Annotated in this window: 21 protein-coding genes; 14 read left to right on the top strand and 7 right to left on the bottom strand. The window is 61.9% G+C overall.

The annotated features are described in order from the left end of the window. Positions 1-170: 170 nt before the first annotated feature. On the top strand, positions 171-1,412 hold the full coding sequence (locus tag AC1DON_RS01310) for an ROK family transcriptional regulator (protein ID WP_476932925.1): 1,242 nt from the start codon (positions 171-173) through the stop codon (positions 1,410-1,412). Between the two features lie 31 nt (positions 1,413-1,443). On the opposite strand, the gene AC1DON_RS01305 is transcribed toward AC1DON_RS01310, so the two are convergent. Beyond that, positions 1,444-2,094 (bottom strand): NrsF family protein, encoded by a 651-nt coding sequence (locus AC1DON_RS01305; protein WP_476932924.1) that lies wholly within the window; start codon positions 2,092-2,094, stop codon positions 1,444-1,446. After that, positions 2,087-2,641 carry a sigma-70 family RNA polymerase sigma factor gene (locus tag AC1DON_RS01300; protein ID WP_476932923.1) on the bottom strand — a complete coding sequence of 185 codons (555 nt, stop codon included), beginning with the start codon at positions 2,639-2,641 and terminating at the stop codon, positions 2,087-2,089. Before AC1DON_RS01300 ends, AC1DON_RS01305 begins: the two co-directional genes overlap by 8 nt. Before the next feature lie 169 nt (positions 2,642-2,810). On the opposite strand from AC1DON_RS01300, the gene AC1DON_RS01295 reads away from it, so the two are divergent. Genes AC1DON_RS01295 through AC1DON_RS01280 form a run of 4 tightly spaced genes read left to right on the top strand, consistent with a single transcriptional unit; the run spans position 2,811 to position 5,190 of the window. Beyond that, complete coding sequence (locus AC1DON_RS01295; protein ID WP_476932922.1) at positions 2,811-3,074, top strand: BufA1 family periplasmic bufferin-type metallophore; 264 nt, start codon at positions 2,811-2,813, stop codon at positions 3,072-3,074. Between the two features lie 36 nt (positions 3,075-3,110). After that, on the top strand, positions 3,111-3,992 hold the full coding sequence (bufB, locus tag AC1DON_RS01290; protein ID WP_476932921.1) for an MNIO family bufferin maturase: 882 nt from the start codon (positions 3,111-3,113) through the stop codon (positions 3,990-3,992). Continuing rightward, positions 3,985-4,698: an HvfC/BufC family peptide modification chaperone gene (locus tag AC1DON_RS01285; RefSeq protein WP_476932920.1), complete on the top strand. Its 714-nt coding sequence runs from the start codon at positions 3,985-3,987 to the stop codon at positions 4,696-4,698. Before bufB ends, AC1DON_RS01285 begins: the two co-directional genes overlap by 8 nt. Before the next feature lie 30 nt (positions 4,699-4,728). Then, positions 4,729-5,190, top strand: a complete 462-nt coding sequence (locus tag AC1DON_RS01280) for a DoxX family protein (protein ID WP_476932919.1) — start codon at positions 4,729-4,731, stop codon at positions 5,188-5,190. On the opposite strand, the gene ruvB is transcribed toward AC1DON_RS01280, so the two are convergent. From ruvB to ruvC, 3 genes are read right to left on the bottom strand one after another with little or no spacing between them, the layout of a single operon-like run. Continuing rightward, entirely contained in the window at positions 5,187-6,224 is a 1,038-nt protein-coding gene (gene ruvB / locus AC1DON_RS01275; RefSeq protein WP_476932918.1) for a Holliday junction branch migration DNA helicase RuvB, read from the bottom strand. The genes AC1DON_RS01280 and ruvB overlap by 4 nt on opposite strands. Positions 6,225-6,226: 2 nt before the next feature. Next, positions 6,227-6,832: a Holliday junction branch migration protein RuvA gene (ruvA, locus tag AC1DON_RS01270; RefSeq protein WP_476932917.1), complete on the bottom strand. Its 606-nt coding sequence runs from the start codon at positions 6,830-6,832 to the stop codon at positions 6,227-6,229. Next, positions 6,829-7,356, bottom strand: coding sequence for a crossover junction endodeoxyribonuclease RuvC (gene ruvC / locus AC1DON_RS01265; protein ID WP_476932916.1), 528 nt, complete (start codon positions 7,354-7,356; stop codon positions 6,829-6,831). The genes ruvA and ruvC overlap by 4 nt, the downstream gene beginning before the upstream one ends. A 175-nt stretch (positions 7,357-7,531) precedes the next feature. Here ruvC and AC1DON_RS01260 point away from each other — a divergent pair, with 175 nt between their 5' ends. From AC1DON_RS01260 to AC1DON_RS01220, 9 genes are all read left to right on the top strand, one after another. Beyond that, entirely contained in the window at positions 7,532-9,247 is a 1,716-nt protein-coding gene (locus tag AC1DON_RS01260) for a hypothetical protein (RefSeq protein WP_476932915.1), read from the top strand. Between the two features lie 69 nt (positions 9,248-9,316). Further along, positions 9,317-9,667 carry a DMT family protein gene (locus AC1DON_RS01255; RefSeq protein ID WP_476932914.1) on the top strand — a complete coding sequence of 117 codons (351 nt, stop codon included), beginning with the start codon at positions 9,317-9,319 and terminating at the stop codon, positions 9,665-9,667. A gap of 252 nt (positions 9,668-9,919) precedes the next feature. Continuing rightward, a complete protein-coding gene (locus AC1DON_RS01250; protein ID WP_476932913.1) occupies positions 9,920-10,276 on the top strand; it encodes a PadR family transcriptional regulator in 357 nt (118 codons plus the stop codon). 5 nt (positions 10,277-10,281) lie between these two features. Then, on the top strand, positions 10,282-10,848 hold the full coding sequence (locus AC1DON_RS01245; protein WP_476932912.1) for a DUF1700 domain-containing protein: 567 nt from the start codon (positions 10,282-10,284) through the stop codon (positions 10,846-10,848). Positions 10,849-10,860: 12 nt separating this feature from the next. Continuing rightward, the gene (locus AC1DON_RS01240; protein ID WP_476932911.1) at positions 10,861-11,640 is read left to right on the top strand and encodes a GIN domain-containing protein; all 780 of its coding nucleotides are present in this window, start codon (positions 10,861-10,863) and stop codon (positions 11,638-11,640) included. Positions 11,641-11,733: 93 nt separating this feature from the next. Then, complete coding sequence (locus AC1DON_RS01235; RefSeq protein WP_476932910.1) at positions 11,734-12,819, top strand: sensor histidine kinase; 1,086 nt, start codon at positions 11,734-11,736, stop codon at positions 12,817-12,819. Then, positions 12,816-13,529, top strand: a complete 714-nt coding sequence (locus tag AC1DON_RS01230) for a LytR/AlgR family response regulator transcription factor (RefSeq protein WP_476932909.1) — start codon at positions 12,816-12,818, stop codon at positions 13,527-13,529. The genes AC1DON_RS01235 and AC1DON_RS01230 overlap by 4 nt, the downstream gene beginning before the upstream one ends. Positions 13,530-13,634: 105 nt before the next feature. Continuing rightward, on the top strand, positions 13,635-14,684 hold the full coding sequence (locus tag AC1DON_RS01225) for an alpha/beta hydrolase (protein ID WP_476932908.1): 1,050 nt from the start codon (positions 13,635-13,637) through the stop codon (positions 14,682-14,684). Positions 14,685-14,770: 86 nt separating this feature from the next. Beyond that, complete coding sequence (locus AC1DON_RS01220; RefSeq protein ID WP_476932907.1) at positions 14,771-15,001, top strand: DUF2061 domain-containing protein; 231 nt, start codon at positions 14,771-14,773, stop codon at positions 14,999-15,001. 178 nt (positions 15,002-15,179) lie between these two features. Here AC1DON_RS01220 and ettA read toward each other — a convergent pair whose 3' ends face one another. Both ettA and AC1DON_RS01210 read right to left on the bottom strand, forming a co-directional pair. After that, positions 15,180-16,847: an energy-dependent translational throttle protein EttA gene (gene ettA / locus AC1DON_RS01215; RefSeq protein ID WP_476932906.1), complete on the bottom strand. Its 1,668-nt coding sequence runs from the start codon at positions 16,845-16,847 to the stop codon at positions 15,180-15,182. Positions 16,848-16,941: 94 nt separating this feature from the next. Beyond that, positions 16,942-17,454 (bottom strand): GAF domain-containing protein, encoded by a 513-nt coding sequence (locus AC1DON_RS01210; protein WP_476932905.1) that lies wholly within the window; start codon positions 17,452-17,454, stop codon positions 16,942-16,944. Between the last annotated feature and the right edge of the window lie 161 nt (positions 17,455-17,615).

Genomic DNA, 17,615 nt, shown 5'->3' with positions numbered 1-17,615 from the left:
CTTAGTGCATCCTGGTCACTTTTGTGCCTGACGCTTGCAGTCTTTGCTTTTATGTCATAAGCGACAGGGATCGCGCACGTGACAAAGGTTTACGACGCAACGGCCAGATTGGATTGATTACCGCGAATCCAGGCGTAACTTAAATAAGCGGTTCCCCGGGAGGGGTGTGAATGGGTGCGGATGAACGCAACGGCCGAAGTGAAGCACGTGGTCAGGGGACAAAACCTCATGGTTTAGGGGACGCCCTGTCCGGTACCAATCTCGAACGTGCCGGCGACCACAATCAGCGCGTAACCTTGCAGGCCGTACGGGCTGCCATCCAGCCAATCACGCGTGCGGAAATCGCCGAGCTGACGGGCCTGACGGCGCCGGCCATCGCCAACATTACCAAACGCCTCCTCAACGACGGAATGATCCTGAAGGCCGGGCGCCATCTGGGCGGCAGGGGCCAGCCGGCAACCAAGCTGGTCGTTAATCCCGACGGCGCATTTTCGATCGGCCTCAATATCGACCGCGACCATATCGGCATCGTGGCACTGGACTTCCTGGGCAATGTGCGCGCGCGCGAATGCCGCGAAGTCCATTTCGCCATGCCCGAAGACGTGGTCACCTTCTTCAAGACAGAGGTCGACAAGATCATCGCCTCGCGCGCCATCGATATCGACCGGCTGATCGGTATCGGCATTGCGATACCGCACGACCTCGGCCGTGTTCCGGTTGCCAATCGTCCTGAAGCCTATGAGATCTGGTCCGAGATCGACGTGGCGGACATGTTCAGTGAAATACTGCCCGTTCCGGTAATCGTCGAAAATGACGCGGCGGCAGCGGCCATTGGCGAAATGCAGTTCGGTCACGGCCTGCAGTACCGCAGCTTCGTCTACACCATCATGTGCGCCGGCCTTGGCGGTGGCGTCGTCATCGATGGGCACTACTATCGCGGCGCGGATGGAATGTCGGGCGAAATCGGCTACCTGCCCGTCCGGGATGAAGCCGGAGACACGCGCAGCATGGAGGACATGGTCTCCCTCTATTCGCTCTACGACTATCTGCGTAAATCCGGCATCGACGTATCGACACCAGAAGACCTGGAAAGACTGCCACCGGCCGCCGTGGCGCGCGTCGACGCATGGATGGACCGCGCCGCCGACCACCTCTTCCAGCCGTTCCTGGTCATGAATTGCGCGTTGAACCCCGAAGCTTTCTTCATCGGCGGCCGGATGCCAGCGGAGTTCATCGAACAACTGTGCGCCAAGCTGAATGCACGCATGTCCACCCAGTCCAACCGCATTCTAAACCTGGCGCCTGTCCGGCGCGCGGACCTGGCCGTCGATGCGGCGGCGCGCGGCGCGGGCATCCTGCCGTTTAACGAGCGCTTCCTGCCGATCCGCCAGGCACTGATGAAGACGAACTAAGGTTTGCCTGAACTAAGGTCCGTCTTGGACGCTACCAGCGCAGCAGCTTCCGACCCAGCATGGCGGCGACAGTCGTCAGGATGGCGACGCCGCCGCCATAGATGCCAAGAATATAGATCGGCGTATCGCGGTCGCAGTGCACGGCATAGGCCGCCGCCATCAGTGACGCCGCCGCCAGCCCGCTCATCGCCCCCAGAACACCTGGGTGCGATGTCGCTGCCCGCCGCAGCCACAATCGCCACATAAGAATGAGCCCCGCGCCGCCGCCGCAAACGATGGTCACCACGCACAGGACGGACGGATCGCCGACATTGCGGAAGGCGCCAAGGCCGCGCGCGAAGAGGTCCACGATCAGGGCAACCAGCACAAAGCCTGCCGCGATCACCAGCGGCGCCAGGGTGCGCAAGCGCAACTGTCCCTCAGGCCGGGCAAGATCCATAACCGACCACAGGGCCCCTGAGCCAATGGCTATGAATAATGACGGCTTGAACCAGGCCATCGGATCGACGGCGAAATCGCCGCCCAGCATGGCCCTCAGTTCCGGGCGGGCGCCATAGAGGAAGAAGATGTAGATAGCCGCAAGCACCGTTGCGACGGCCGCGCCTATCCCTAGCGCTCGCGTGTTCAAAGGCTTTGCGGGTTTCAGGTCGTGCGCCAGATCATCAAGGATATCGTCACTCATCGGCGGCCTCCGTCGGCTTGCCGCCGACCAGCGCCTGCAGCTTTTTGAGCCCGCGGTGGATGGCAACCTTTACTGCCGACGCGCTCTTGCCGGTGGTGGCCGAAACCTCGTCTATGCTCAACTCCTGAAGCTTGTGCAGGCTGATGATGCGCGCCTGGTCCCTGGGCAATTGCGCCAGCAGGACCTCGACATCGCGACGCGCCAGGTCGGCCGGCAAGCCGCCGCTGTCGTCGCCGACGATATCGTCGTCCAGTTCAACGTGCACGCGTTTGCCGGACTTGCGGACGTAGTCGATCAACTTATGCCGTGCCACCGCCGCGATCCACGGCAGGAAGGGCGAGGCCGGATCGTAGGTGTGGCGCTTTTCGTGCAAACTCAACAGGGTCATTTGTACAAGGTCTTCACTGTCCGCGCCCTTCAGGCGCCGGCGGAAATAGGAAACAAGCCAGGGGCGCAGTCCACCCAGAAGCGCGCGATAGGCGGCCGTGTCACCGCCCAGAGCCGCGCGCATCTGCGACTGCCACTTATCGGGTTCATACGTACTCATGTGTCGTAAGGTTACACCCTGCCCGTCCTGATCGCATGTAAAACGCGCCTGCCCGATTTGGCGAGCAAAAAAAGTGCATCGCTGATGTAACCGGGTTCTGGGACGCTGCGTATTGCTGATCAGGTGGGCATGCTGCCCTCCCATAAATCAGATCGAGAGGATTACTCATATGTCGAACACTGCTGTCCGCGCCCTGCAAGTCACCGCCGCCCTCGCCGCCCTGGTCGGTGGCGCCGCCGCCATCGCCACGACGGCCACCGCCAAGGAAGGCTTTGAAAAGTGCGCCGGCGTCGCCAAGGCGCACATGAACGACTGCGCCAACAAGGCCCATTCCTGCGCCGGCCAGGCCAAGACCGACCGCGATCCCGCCGAATGGGTCTACGTCCCCACCGGCACCTGCGCCAAGATCGCCGGCGGCACCGTCGCGAAGTAATCGTTAAAATCGCTCTGCCCCCCAATGAGGCCGCCCATGATCCGCGACGTCCCCCCAGGTCCAGCGATCGGCACGCGCACAGGCATCGGCCTGCGCGCGCCTCATATCGGAGCGATCCGCGCGCAGACGCCCCCTGTCGGCTTTCTTGAAGTCCACACCGAAAACTATTTCGGCGGTGGCGCGAAGCTGAAGGTGCTGGAGCGTCTGCGCGCGGACTATCCCTTGTCATTTCATGGCGTCGGCCTGTCGCTCGGCCGCGCCGACGGCCTGTGCGAGCACCATCTGGCCCAGGTCGCAGCCCTCGTAGAACGGTTCGAACCGGCCCTGGTGTCAGAGCACCTGAGCTGGAGCGCCTATGCCCACGTCGCTGTCCCGGATCTGCTGCCTCTGCCGTTTACGCATGAAGCCCTGGACGTCTTCGCCCGTCATATCGACCGGTTTCAGAGCGTTCTGGGCCGCCAGGTCCTGATTGAAAATCCGTCGAACTACGTGGTCTTCGACCGCCTCGATTTCGACGAACCCGAATTCCTGCTGCGACTGGCGGCCATGACCGGCTGTGGCCTGCTGCTCGACGTCAATAATGTCTATGTCAGCGCCCACAATCTCGGCCGCGATCCCTATGCCTATTTGGCAGCGCTCGGACGCGGCGACGCCATTGGGCAGTTCCACCTGGCCGGACACGACGAAGGCCTAAGCGACAACGGCCAGGTCCTGCTGATCGATACCCATGGCCGCCGCATCCGTCCGGAGGTCTGGGCGCTCTATGATGCAGCGCTCGATCGTTTCGGCGACCGGCCGACCCTGATCGAGTGGGATACCGCCCTGCCTGATCTCGACGTCCTGCTCGACGAAGCTGCCCGTGCCGATGCTCGCAGCGCCCAGGTCATGCGCGGCGTTATGGAGACCGGACATGTTTGACACCACCAATCTCGCAATTTTCCAGCGCGACTTCCTGGCCAGTCTCATGACGCCCGCCTCTGCATCAGCAGGGCTTCGCGTCCACCACGACACCTGGCTTTTCGGCCTGATCGAGGTATTGGGCGAACGCTTTGGTTTAAGCCGGCAGGCGCTCGGCGACGAGCCCTTCAACGCCTTTGCCCGCGACTATGTGCGTGGCCACGCCCTGACCTCGGGCGACCGCAATAGCTATGGCGACGCATTTCCGGATTTCCTGCGCCACCACCCGCAGGCCGCATCCCTGCCGTGGCTGGCGGACCTGGCCGAATTCGAGCGCGCGCTCGATCACGCCCACCACGCTCGTGACGCCGAAGCCTGCGCGCTCGAGGCCCTGATGACGCCTGAAGCCGTTTGCGCGCTGCATCCCTCGGTCAGCATTCTGCGCCTCGACTACAATATCAAGCCGCTCCATGCCGCTCTGCTGGCGGGCGAAGCCGTAACCGCACCGGTCATGATCGCCTGTGACCTTCTGGTTGGCAGGACGGCCGATGACGACGTCATCTCCCTCTGCCTCGCCCCGCTCGAGACCCACTTCCTCACTCTCGTCGCGGCCCACCGATCGCTGTTTAGCGCCCTTGATGCGCTCAGCCCTGACGACAACGACTTGCTGTTGCTGCAAACGCTGCTGGCGCGGCTCGTTCAAAACGACCTTCTGACATCCAACTGAAATAAAAGGAAATTTCTCATGGACACGCCAATGAACGCCCGAACTGCGTCCCCATCTCCGCTCTCCGGCCTGATCCGCGCCTATGTCACTTTTGAGCAACGGCTGTCGGCGGCTGACTGGCTACCCGGCGCGGCACTGCTGGCCGTCCGGCTGTGGCTGGCCAAGTTCTTCTTCTTTTCCGGCCTGACCAAGCTCGCCAGCTGGACGACTACGATCGCGTTATTCAGTGACGAGTACAAGGTCCCCGTCCTGCCGCCCGAACTGGCCGCCCCGATGGCCACCGCCGCCGAACTGACCCTGCCGGTCCTGCTCGTGCTGGGGCTGCTGACACGCTTCGCCGCCGCAGGCCTGTTCGTCATGACGACGGTGATCGCCGTCTTCGTCTATCCCGACGCTCCGGAAAACGTCTATATCCTGCTGCTGACGGCCGTAATGATCGCCACGGGTTCGGGCCGCTTCGGCGCCGACTACTGGATCACACGCAAAGCTTAGCCTTCAAAGAGATCGGGTGTCGCCGGCGGTTGCGCCGGCGGCGACAGGCCCAGATGCAGATAGGCGCGCGCGCACGCTGTCCGTCCGCGCTGGGTGCGCTGGATAAAGCCCTGCTGTAACAAATAGGGCTCGATCATGTCTTCGACCGCATCGCGCGCCTCGGCGATCGCCGCCGCTATAGTTTCAAGCCCGACCGGTCCACCGCCATAGTTTTCGATCAGGGCGCGTAAGTACCGCCGGTCGGAATGATCGAGACCCGACGTATCGACCTCAAGCCGGGCCAAGGCCTTGGACGCCGCCTTTTTGTCAATGACCTCCACGCCATCGGCGGCCGCGAAGTCGCGCACACGTCTGAGCAACCGTCCGGCGATGCGCGGCGTACCGCGTGAGCGCGAAGCGATTTCCATGGCGCCATCTTCCGACAGGCTGGCGCCCATCTTGCGCGCTGTCCCCAGGACCACGCGCACCAGTTCCTCGGGCGTATAGAATTCCAGGCGCAACGGAATGCCAAACCGGTCGCGGAGCGGTGTCGATAACAGGCCCGCCCGCGTCGTCGCCCCGACCAGGGTAAACGGCGCCAGGTCGATACGCACGGTGCGCGCCGCCGGGCCATCGCCGATGATCAGGTCCAGCACATAGTCTTCCATGGCCGGATAGAGGATTTCCTCTACCGCCGGATTGAGCCGGTGGATTTCGTCAATGAACAGGACGTCGTTGGGTTCCAGGTTCGACAGGATGGCCGCCAGATCACCCGCCTTGGCCAGCATGGGGCCAGATGTCGCGCGAAAACCGACGCCCAGTTCGCGCGCCACGATCTGCGCCAGTGTTGTCTTGCCCAGGCCCGGCGGACCATAGAACAACACATGATCCAGCGCCTCGCGACGGCCAGCGGCGGCGGCAACGAAGACCTTCAAATTGGCCTTGAGCGGCGCCTGACCGACGAAATCGTCAAAGCTCTGGGGCCGCAGCGCCCGGTCCTGAACCCGTTCTTCCATGTCTTCGGCGTTCGCATCGCCGGAAAGCAAGCGCGCCATGATTACCTACCCATGGCCTTGAGTGACGCCCGGATGACGGCTGCCAGTTCCGCCTCGTCACCCAGTTGCTTCAGGGCGGTATCGACCGCCAGACGCGACTGATTTTCGGGTATGCCCAGACCGACCAGCGCGGCGATGCTTTCCCCGCTGACCGAAGGCTTGGCCGGGGTCGGCGCATGATAGGGCACGGGCTCGAACTCCGCCGTCTGCAGAATCTTGCCCTTCAGCTCGATGACGATGCGCTGCGCCAACTTGGGGCCGACGCCATTGGCGCGACCGACCGCCGTCTTGTCTTCATGCGCCACGGCCTGCGCCAACTGGCCCGGCGTCAGTATGTCTAGCACCGACAGTGCGGCCTTCGGGCCGACGCCCTGGACGCCCTGCAGCGCCTGAAACGCCTTGCGGTCGTCCTTCGACAGAAAACCATAGAGCCGGGTGCCGTCTTCGCGCGTCTGGCTGTCGATATGCAGAATCACCTCGCTGCCGAGTTCCGACACGGCCGACAGGGTGCGCACGCCACAACGGACGAGATAGCCAACACCTCCGCATTCGAGGAGAATCTCTTCTTCGCTGAGCTCAAGCAAAATTCCGCGCAGACGACCAATCATGCCACGCCTTTCAGGCTTTGTTTTAAACTACGCATCTTGCGCTTATGCGCATGGGTAATCGCGCAGGCCAGAGCGTCGGCAGCATCGGCCTTCAGCCCGCCCTCGGCCTTGCCGGCCAGGGGCAGCAGGCGCTGGATCATGAACATGATCTGGTCCTTGTCGGCGCGGCCGGCGCCGACCACCGACTTCTTGATATCGAGTGCGGCGTATTCTGCCACCGGCAGACCGGCGCGCGCCGGCGCCAGCATAGCGGCCGCGCGGGCGTGGCCCAGCTTCAAAGTCGATGACGGGTTCATATTGACGAAGGTCTCCTCGATGGCCGCTTCGTCGGGCTGCCACTGAGTGATGACCTCGGACACACCGTCGAACAGGTTGAGCAGGCGCACCGCCAGCTCCTGGTCTTCGGCGGGCGCAATAACACCATGCGCTACCCACGACAGGCGCGCCCCATCGACATCGATAAGGCCCCAGCCCAATCGCCGCAATCCGGGGTCCAGTCCCAGAATCCGCACTCTGTTCATCATATGTTCGACTTCTAACCACATCCGCCGCAGGACGCAAGGCTTTGGCGAGAAAGTTGCACAACAGCCGCAAATGCCTGTTTATTTCGCGATTCTGGGACAGGATGACCAAGTAACATTTGCCAGAAAGCCAAAGTCGGGGTTAAGGTTTCATGAACAGAGCGTATCGGGGGCTTGAATGAGCAGCATTTCGACTACGGATTCGCGTGACGTCACCGAAGGCCCGAAAGTTACGGGCTTCGTCATCCTGACCATCGTGGCTCTGGCCGCGTGCGCCGGCGCGCTTTATATCGGCAACGCGCCCATGACCAGCCCCTTCGTCGCCGACTGGTTCGACTGGCTGCGCACCGAGCCGACATGGCCCGTTGTCTTCGGCGTCAGCGTCATCGTCCTGATTGTCGGTCTGGCCGGCATGATCGCGCGCCTGATCAGCGGCGTTGCCGCCTCGGCATCGCGTCCGCGAACCTACAAAGCCCAGTTGGCCTCTGTCCCCTCGCCGTTCGACACCGCCGTCAGCGTCCCGGCCGAACCCGCCAATACCCGCGCCAGCCTGAAGTTCGACGCCCAGAGCATGGCCGCCAACGGCATCGTCATTCCGGCGACCGCCGTTGAAGCCGTACCCAGCGCCGGCGCCCAGATCGCCGAACCACCGTCGATGGAAATCAGCACGGTTGAGATACATTCGCTGGAGCCAGCCATCTTCTCGGACAACGCGTCTGACAGCTTCCTGACGCGCCAGCCAGAGACGCCGACGGAAAAGCCGGGTTTTGACGCAAATGCCGCCCTGTCGGAAACGCACGGTCTCCAGATCACGTCGGCCCAGGTGATACCCATTCGCCCCGACGTGAAGATTGAAGACGCGACCAGTGACGTGGAGATAGCTGTAGCGGAAGTCGCGGCGACGCATGATCCTGTCGAAGCCGCACTTCTGGCCGAACCGGCCGCTGTGGAACCACGCACCGTCCCGGCCAGCGACATCAATGCCGTTGTCTCGTCCGCCCGAGCTTTCCTTGATACACCCGAGGGCGAGGCCATATCCGCCCCGGAAGCCCCCATTGCCGAACCTGCCGCCGAACTGAGCGGTTTTCACGCTGTCGCCGCTGCCATGGAGCCGGCTGACGATCAAGCCGTAATTCGCCAGGCCGTACAGATGGCCCTGTCCGTCTGGCCCGACAGCACCCGCGCTATCGCCGCCGATGAACTGGGCGTGCGCGCGGCCTACCTCTATTACGACAAGGCGCCGCAAAGCGCCCAGGCCTTCCAGCAGATCGCTTCAGGCGACCTGTCGGCTGCCGCCAATACCTTGCAGACCCAGGCCGCCGATCTCGCCGCCGCCGGTGAAAATCCGCAAGCCGCCGAAATCTGGCGTGTCATCGGCGCCCTGAATATGGGCCGAGACGATCCCAAGGCCCTGACCGCCTATGAGAACGTGTCGGAGCTCGATCCAACTGACGCCAATATCCACGTCTATCTGGCGCGCCGCTATCAGATGTCGAACGACACCTCCAAGCTGCTGCCGGTGCTGCAACGCGCCCTGACCGTGATTGGCGATCCGTCGACCCGCCTCGAACTGCTGGCGCCCTATGCCGACCTGAAGATGAAGGCTGGCGACATCCAGGCCGCCGGCGATGCCTTCGAAGAACTGGGTCGCCTGCACGAAACCCGCGCCTACCTTAAGCCTGACGATATCCAGGCCAAGTCGGCCCAGGGCATCGCTTTGGCCCGAAGCGCCCAGGCCCGCGAGATGCAGGGCGCCTTTGATCAGGCCGGTCCGCTCTATAAGAAGGCGCACACCGTCTTCAGCGACCTTTCGGCCCAGCTTCCGGATCACGCAGGCCTGCGCACCATGGCGGAAAACGCCCAGCGCGACGCCCAGCGCTTTCAGATGGCATAAGGACTTCCGTCCAGCACGAATGGGGAATATGGCTGTCCACCAGTCTCTGATTCTTGCCGGACCATAGTGATGCCTACCATACCCCCATCGATCGCCACGGTCGGCCTGCTGATCCTGTCCAACCTGTTCATGACGTTCGCCTGGTATGGCCACCTCAAGTTCAAGATGGAAAAGCTGTGGATCGTGGTGCTGGCCAGTTGGGGTATCGCTTTTTTCGAATACTGCTTCCAGGTTCCGGCCAACCGCATTGGCTACGGCACCTTCAGCGCCGCCCAACTCAAGACCATCCAGGAAGTCATTACACTCATCGTCTTTGTGCTGTTCTCGTGGCTCTATCTCGGTGAACCGCTGAAGTGGCAGACGGCCGTCGGCTTTACGTTTATCGCCTGTGGCGCGGCTTTTGTCTTCTACAAGCCCTGACCTTCTTTTGACATTCCAGCAGAACCAAAGCGCCTAAACCGCGTCTAGCGATGCACGCCGCCGTGCCGCGCTCCAGAGCTTTGATAGCTACCTGTCAAAGCTTACTATCATTTAATGTTATGTACCTTGCATCAACAGGTAGCTTGCAGTAATCTCTGGTCATGGCGCTGCAGTTCGCAGCGCTGCCCACCCTGTCCGGGATGCATTTAGGCGCGTATCCGGGACAGGGCGGCCAAACTGGAACCAAGGATCATGGCTGAATCCATCGATATCCAACTGAAGAAAGGGGTCCTGGGCTTTTGTGTCCTGGCTGTGCTGGCGCGCGGCGAGAACTATGCCTATGAGATCGCCTCAAGGCTTTCCGATGCCATCGGCATGGGCGAAGGCACCATCTACCCCCTGATGCGGCGCATGCAGTCCGACGGACTGGTCGAAACCTATCTGGTCGAATCGTCGTCAGGCCCATCGCGCAAATATTACCGTCTGACCCAGCAAGGGCATCAGGCTCTGAAAGCGCAAACCGAAGAGTGGCGTGGTTTTTCGCGCGCCGTCGATACACTTCTAACCCCACCTTCGCCATCCTTGGCCCAGCCCGCTCCGGAGGCTTGAGAGAGATGACTCGCACTGAATTCATGGATCGTCTGAAGCGTGGCCTGAGCGGCCTCTCGCCTTCGACCATCGCCGACATCGCTGCCGACTATGAGGCGCACTTCAATGAAGCCGCTGCCGCAGGGCGCTCCGAAGCCGAAGTGGCTGCGGCGCTTGGCGACCCCGACCGGCTGTCCCGCGAACTGCGCGCCGAAGCCGGCATGAAGAACTGGGAAACGGCCAAGACGCCGTCGTCCGCAGCGGGCGCCATTGCCGGCATCATCGGCCTGGGGGCGCTGGATGTCTTCATCCTCCTGCCCCTGCTCGGCAGCGTCGCCGGCGCTCTGGTCGGTTTCTTCGCCGCTGCCATCGGCGTCTTTATCGCCGGCGGGGTCATCTTCGCCGTCGGTCCCTTCCTGCCCCTGCCGGGCGGCTGGGCGGTGGCATTGCTGGGCGGGGTCGGCCTGATGGCTGGCGCCACAGCGGTCGGCACAGTGACCGCCGCCCTGACCATCTGGCTGGTTAACGGCGTCGTCTGGTATGCCCGCCTGCACTACAAGGTCCTGAAACCCGCGCTCGACGCACACGCCTGATTGGAGGCAGATATGATCAAGAAACTGTTTGTCATCGCAGGCATTACGACGGCCGTGTCGGTTGTCTGCCTCGCCGGAGCCTTCGCCCTGGCGGGCAAGGAAATCACCACCAAGGGCTATTCGATCAGCGTGATCGAGGACGGCGACCATCTCCGCTTCCGCAAGGGCGACGCCGCCAAGCCAGCCCCGCAGGCCACACGCACAATCGCCTGGCCCGGAGGTGATAGCCTCGCTTCGGAACTTGATGCCGATGTCGAATATGTCCAGGGCGCCGATGCCTCGATCCACATCACCGGCCCCCAGGCGCTCATCGACGCCGTACGCTTCGACCAGGGCAAGCTGTGGATGCTGGACTCGCCGGACATTCCGGATTCGGTCAACTTTACGATCGGAAAGGACGGCATCGATGCGCAATCCAACCGCGAGGGCCTGCGCATCGTCGTCACCGCCCCTTCGGTTACGCGCTTCCAGGTGCTGGGCTCCGGCGTCGTCGACGTTCACAATTACGACCAGCCCAAGCTCGATGTCGAAGTCCACGGTAGCGGCTCCTTCCATGGCTCGGGCGTCACCCAGCTCGCCAATGTCAACCTGTCCGGCAGCGGCGAGGCCGATCTGGAAGACCTGCGCGCCAAGGACGCTACAGTCCGCTTAAGCGGTTCGGGCAATGCCGACATCCATGCTTCCGGCAAGGTCACGGTCGACCTATCAGGGTCGGGCAATGTCGAGCTGAAGACCAAGCCGGAAAGCCTGGCGTCTAATATCTCAGGCTCGGGCTCGCTCGATCAGAACTGAGATATGATCCCAGATTTAAGGCGCCGGATTTCACGATCCGGCGCCTTTTTCATGCGCCTTGCATGACAACGCCAAATGGCTGATCCTCCGGTCATGACATTGCCCCGCCTCTCCGACTGGTCGATCCTGCGCCGCAAAGCCGCCTGGTTCGCCATGGTGATTGCCATCTGGTGTGTCGTATCGTTGATCATGTCCGTGCAGATGTACGTGTCGTCGCGCGTAACCGGCACGCCGCAGCCATGGGTTCAGGCGTTTATCACGACCCTGCCGTGGTATCTTGCGTGGGCGGTCATGACGCCGCTCGTCGTCTGGCTGGCGGTCCGCTTCGATTTCAACAGCCGCGCCATCGGACGTTTCGTCGCCGTTCACCTGCCCGCGGGGATCGCGGTTGCCGTCGGCCATGCGCTCATCTATGTCGCCATGGCCCGCGTCATCCACCGCCATAACTCGCACTTTCCAGCCGTGGGCGACCTGATCGCGATCAAGCTGTCGGGCAGCCTCCACATCAATCTGATGATCTATTGCCTGATCATCGGCCTCGTCATTGCCGGGCGTGCCTATGCCCGCCTGCGCGACCGCGAAGTCGCCTCGGCGCGACTGGAGGCGCAACTGGCCGAGGCCGAGGCCGCCGCCCTGCGCGCGCAGCTGCAACCGCATTTCCTGTTCAATACGCTGAATGCCATCTCGGCCCTGGTGCCCGAAGACCCCGTGCGCGCCAATCGCCTTATCGCGCGGCTGGGCGACCTGTTGCGATTGTCGATCGACGGGCGCGGCCAGACCTGCACGCTCGCAGAAGAGCTCGACTTCACCGACGCCTATCTGGCCATCGAACAGGAAAGGCTGGGCGATCGCCTGACGATCGTGCGCCGGATCGATCCGGAGGCGCTGAGTTGCCGGGTCCCCGCCCTGCTCCTTCAGCCCCTGGCGGAAAACGCCGTCCGGCATGGCCTGGCCGCACGCGTGCGCGGCGGCACCTTGACGATTGGTGCCGATCGAACAACCAATGGCGTGCAATTGACGGTGGCCGATGACGGGCGCGGGGCGACCGCGTTCACCGACGGCATCGGTCTTGGCAATACGAAGCGCCGCCTGCATCAGCTTTACGGCGATCATCAATCCCTGACTATTACCACTTCTCCCGATGCCGGATTTGCGGTTGTCATCGAGGTGCCGCAATGATCCGCGCCCTTGTCGTCGATGACGAGCCCCTGGCCCGGCGGCGGGTCGTTTCGCTGCTGAAGGACGATATCGTCGTTGCTGGTGAAGCCGGTCATGGCGCCGAAGCGGTCGACATGATTGCGGCGCTCAGGCCCGACCTCGTCTTTCTTGATATCCAGATGCCGGAAATGTCGGGCTTTGACGTCATCGCCGCAGTCGGTGTCGATGCCATGCCGGCGACGGTCTTCGTTACTGCCTTTGACGCCTATGCCGTCCAGGCCTTTGAAGTCCAGGCGCTCGACTACCTGCTCAAACCCTTCGACGATGAGCGCTTTGCCAAGGTCGTCGCCCGCGCCCGCCAGCGACTGTCGCAGACCGCCGGCATCCGAAGCATCTTGGCGGAACAGTCTCCCAGGCTGATCGCCAGGTCACGTGGCGTCACGCGCGTCATCCATCTCGAAGACATCGACTGGATCGGTGCTGCCGGCGACTATGCCGAAGTCCATTGCAAAGGCCGGTCCTACCTGATCGATGACTCGCTGAGCGCACTGGCTGCGCGCTTGCCCCCTGGCCAGTTTGCCCGCATCCATCGCGCCGCAATTGTGCGGCTGGATCGCGTGACGGAAATCCGCACGGGCGCTCATGGCGATGGGGCTTTAAGCCTGACGTGCGGCACCGAACTGCGCATCAGCCGCCGCTTTCGCGAAGGACTATCCGCCCTCTCCGTCTAGCCTTTTGGCGACCGGGCTGTCCCGTTCAGCGAACGATGATTGCCCAAATCGGCTGTTCATCCCACTCCTCTCCGCAGGCCACAACGCTTGACCGGAGAGACAAAGATGAAATGGCTATCCATTCCCGCTGCGCTATTCTGCCTGGCACTTGCCCCGACTGCTGGCGCCGAGAGCCGTCTCGATCACACGCAAATCCGCTCGACCAATTTTGCCGACAACACGCTCGGCATTTCGCCGATGCGCGGTGTCAGCGTCTATGTACCGGCGGACTACGACACGCCAGGCAAACGCTTTCCTGTCATCTATTTCCTGAATAATGTGAACGAGACCGAGACCGAGCCCTTTGCCACGCACGGCGCGAAAGCACTGCTGGACGCCGCAATCGCGACCGGCACGATCGGCAGCGTCATTGTCGTCACGGCAGACTTTTCAACGCCGATGGGCTCGTCCTGGTACGTCAATTCGCCGGTCACCGGCAACTGGCAGGACTTTATGATCAAGGAACTGGTACCCTATATCGACGGCCATTACCGGACTCTGGCAACAGCAGCCTCGCGCGGCATGGCTGGCGACCGGATGGGCGGCTACGGCGCCATCCGCTTCGGGATGACAAACCCCGACGTATTCGGAAGCGTCTACGCCCTGCACCCCGTCGGCACCGGCACAGGCGTCCAGACCATGCACAGCCGGCCCAACTGGGAGAAACTGCAAGCCGCGAAGTCCCTGGCCGAGCTCGGCGACGATGTGTTCGCCCGCATTTTCCTCAGCATCTATCAGGCCTACGTGCCCAATCCGGACAAGCCGCCACTTTATGTTGACCTTTCCGCACGACGTGAGAATGGCCAACTGAACATCGACGCCGCGCAGACGGCCCGGCTGATTAAAAACTTCGCCTTGGTCAATCAGTTGCCTGAGCACGCCGGAAACCTGAAACGCCTGCGCGCTTTCAAGTTCGACTGGGGCCGCAATGACGGCAATTACGACCATGTCATTTCAAACCAGGCCTTTGCCCGGATGCTCGACGAATATGGCGTGAACTATGAAGCCGAGGAATACCACGCCTGGTGGGGTGAGCGGACATGGGGTGAAGACGGCCGCGTCATGACCGACCTGCTGCCCTTCTTCGCGAAAAACCTGGCATTCAGCCAGCCATAACTAAAATTTGGATTATTGATAATGATTATCAATTACACATCTGTACGGGAAAGCGATATTGTCGTGAGAGAACAGGAGTTCATCCCATGCGTCTCGTCGCCAAAACGCTATCCTACGCCACTATGCACGTCTTTATCGCCTCGACCCTGGCCTATCTGCTGACCGGCAACTGGGCGATCGCGCTCGGCATTGGCCTGCTGGAACCGCTGGTCCAGACTGTGGCCTTCCCGCTGCATGAATGGCTGTGGGAGCGCAAAAAGGTCAGGTTCGACCTGATACATGGGCATAATCACGGCGCCACGCCCAACGCCGGTTAAAGAAAAAGCGCCGGTCGTCGGACCAGCGCTTTTCTTACAGGCGGTAAGCTGGCTTATGGCGCGGCGAAACAACGTTCGGCGCAGCCAAAACCGTTAGTTCGCGAGACACGAAGCGGAGCGTACTTGAGTACGTGAGCATCGTATCGCAGCGAAATGACGGTTTGCAGACCGCCAGAAGTCAGCGCGAGAACTTCTGGAACTTGATACGATGCGGGATCAGTGAGTCCGTTCCCAGACGGCGCTTCTTGTCTTCTTCGTACATTTCGAAGTTGCCTTCGAACCACTCGACATGGCTGTCGCCTTCGAAGGCCAGGATGTGTGTCGCCAGACGGTCGAGGAACCAGCGGTCGTGGCTGATGACCACGGCGCAGCCGGCAAACTCTTCAAGGGCCTCTTCAAGCGCCTGCAAGGTTTCGATGTCGAGGTCGTTGGTCGGTTCGTCGAGCAGGATGACATTGCCGCCAGCCGCCAGCGTCTTGGCCAGGTGGACGCGGTTGCGCTCACCGCCCGACAGCAGGCCGACCTTCTTCTGCTGGTCACCGCCCTTGAAGTTGAAGCCGCCGACATAGGCGCGCGAATTGATTTCCTTCTTGCCGACCACCATGATGTCGGTGCCGCCGGAGATGGCCTGCCAGACTGTGTGGTCGGGTTGCAGGTCGTCGCGCGACTGGTCAACATAGGCCAGCTTGACAGTTTCGCCAAGGCGGACCGTGCCCTTGTCGGGCGTTTCCTGACCGGTGATCAGCTTGAACAGGGTCGACTTGCCGGCGCCGTTCGGACCGATTACGCCGACAATGCCGTTGGGCGGCAGACGGAAGGTCAGGCCCTTGAACAGGATCTTGTCGCCATATTCCTTTTCGAGGTCGGTGACTTCGAGGACCAGATTGCCGAGACGCGGCCCGGGCGGGATCTGGATGGTCGCGAAGCTTTGCGCCGCGCGCGAATTTTCCTGTTCGCGCACCATGTCATCATAGGCGGCCAGACGCGCCTTGGATTTCGACTGACGGGCCTTGGCGCCCGAACGAACCCACTCCAGTTCCTTGGTGAGCGCGCGCTGGCGGGCTTCGGATTCCGACTGCTCCTGCACGACGCGCTTCTGCTTCTGCTCCAGCCAGCCGGAGTAGTTGCCTTCGTACGGCACGCCCTTGCCGCGGTCGAGTTCCAGGGTCCACTTGGTCACCTGGTCGAGGAAGTAGCGGTCGTGGGTGACGAGGATGACGCAGCCTGGGAAGGCTTCGAGGTGGTGTTGGAGCCAGGCGACCGATTCGGCGTCGAGGTGGTTGGTCGGTTCGTCGAGCAGCAGCATGTCGGGCTTGGACAGCAGCAGGCGGGCCAAGGCGACGCGACGCTTTTCACCGCCGGACAGCTTGACGACGCCCGAATCGTTCGGTGGGCAGCGCAGGGCGTCCATGGCCATTTCGATCCGGCTGTCGATGTCCCAAAGGTCACCAGCGTCGATCTTTTCCTGGAGGGCGTTCATCTCCTCCATCAGTTCGTCGCTGTACTCCTCGCCCATCAGCTCGGCGACCTTGTTGAAGCGATCGAATATCTTCTTTTCCTCGCACCAGGAAATGACGTTTTCCCAAACGTTCAGGCTTTCGTCGAGATGAGGCTCCTGCTCGAGATAGCCCATCTTGGTGCCATCGGCGGCGCGCGCCTCACCGGAAAATTCCTTGTCGATGCCGGCCATGATCTTGAGCAGGGTCGACTTACCGGAGCCGTTGACGCCGACAACGCCGATCTTGGCGTCGGAATAGAAGGAGAGCCAGATGTTTTCGAAGACCTTCTTACCGCCGGGGTAATGCTTGGTCAGTCCCTGCATCTGGAAGATATATTGTTGCGCCATGGGGAGCGAGCACCCTTTGAAATAATGCAAACTATAGGGGAGTTTTGCTTTGGCGCGGGTTTAACCGAGGGGGGGCCAAATCTCAAGGCGGAAATCAATCTGCGGCAAATACGCTTTTCATGATCGCTTCCAGTCCGTCGCGATCCTCTTCGTCAAAGGCGCCAAAGGCTTCGGAATCGACGTCGAAGACGGCGATCAGCGCGCCCGATGGATCGAAGACCGGGACGACAATTTCCGAGTTGGAGCGGCTGTCGCAGGCGATGTGACCCGGAAAGGCGTGGACGTCCGGCACGATCTGGGTAGTGCGGTCGCGCGCCGCCGCACCACAGACGCCGCGGCTAAAGGCGATGCGCAGGCACCCCAGGGTACCATTATAGGGGCCGACGACCAGCTCGTCCTGTCCCTGTGACTTCTTAACCTCATCAACGACATAAAAGCCGGTCCAGAACCACGTCGGAAAGGCCTGTGACAACAGGCAGACAGTCGTCGCCATGCGCGCGACGCGATTGCCCTCACCATCAAGCACTGCCATGAGGTCACGCATAACACTTTGATAGGTTTCGCTTTTGCTGGCATTATCGGGCAGGGCTGAAATGACTGCGCTCATATTTTTTCTCCTGAAAAGCGTATTTACACTCCCGCCGGTGGACCGCCAACACGTCTGGCGCGAAAGCCGGTGGGATTGCGGCATCATTAACACTTTTCCCTTCCCAAGTCGCCGGTTTTGCCCCATGATGGCTCTGATGGACTCCGGTCCTAGGGGTGAGT

The organism is Asticcacaulis sp. P4_H10, from assembly GCF_056400965.1.
This window is presented reverse-complemented; position numbering and strand designations above follow the sequence as displayed.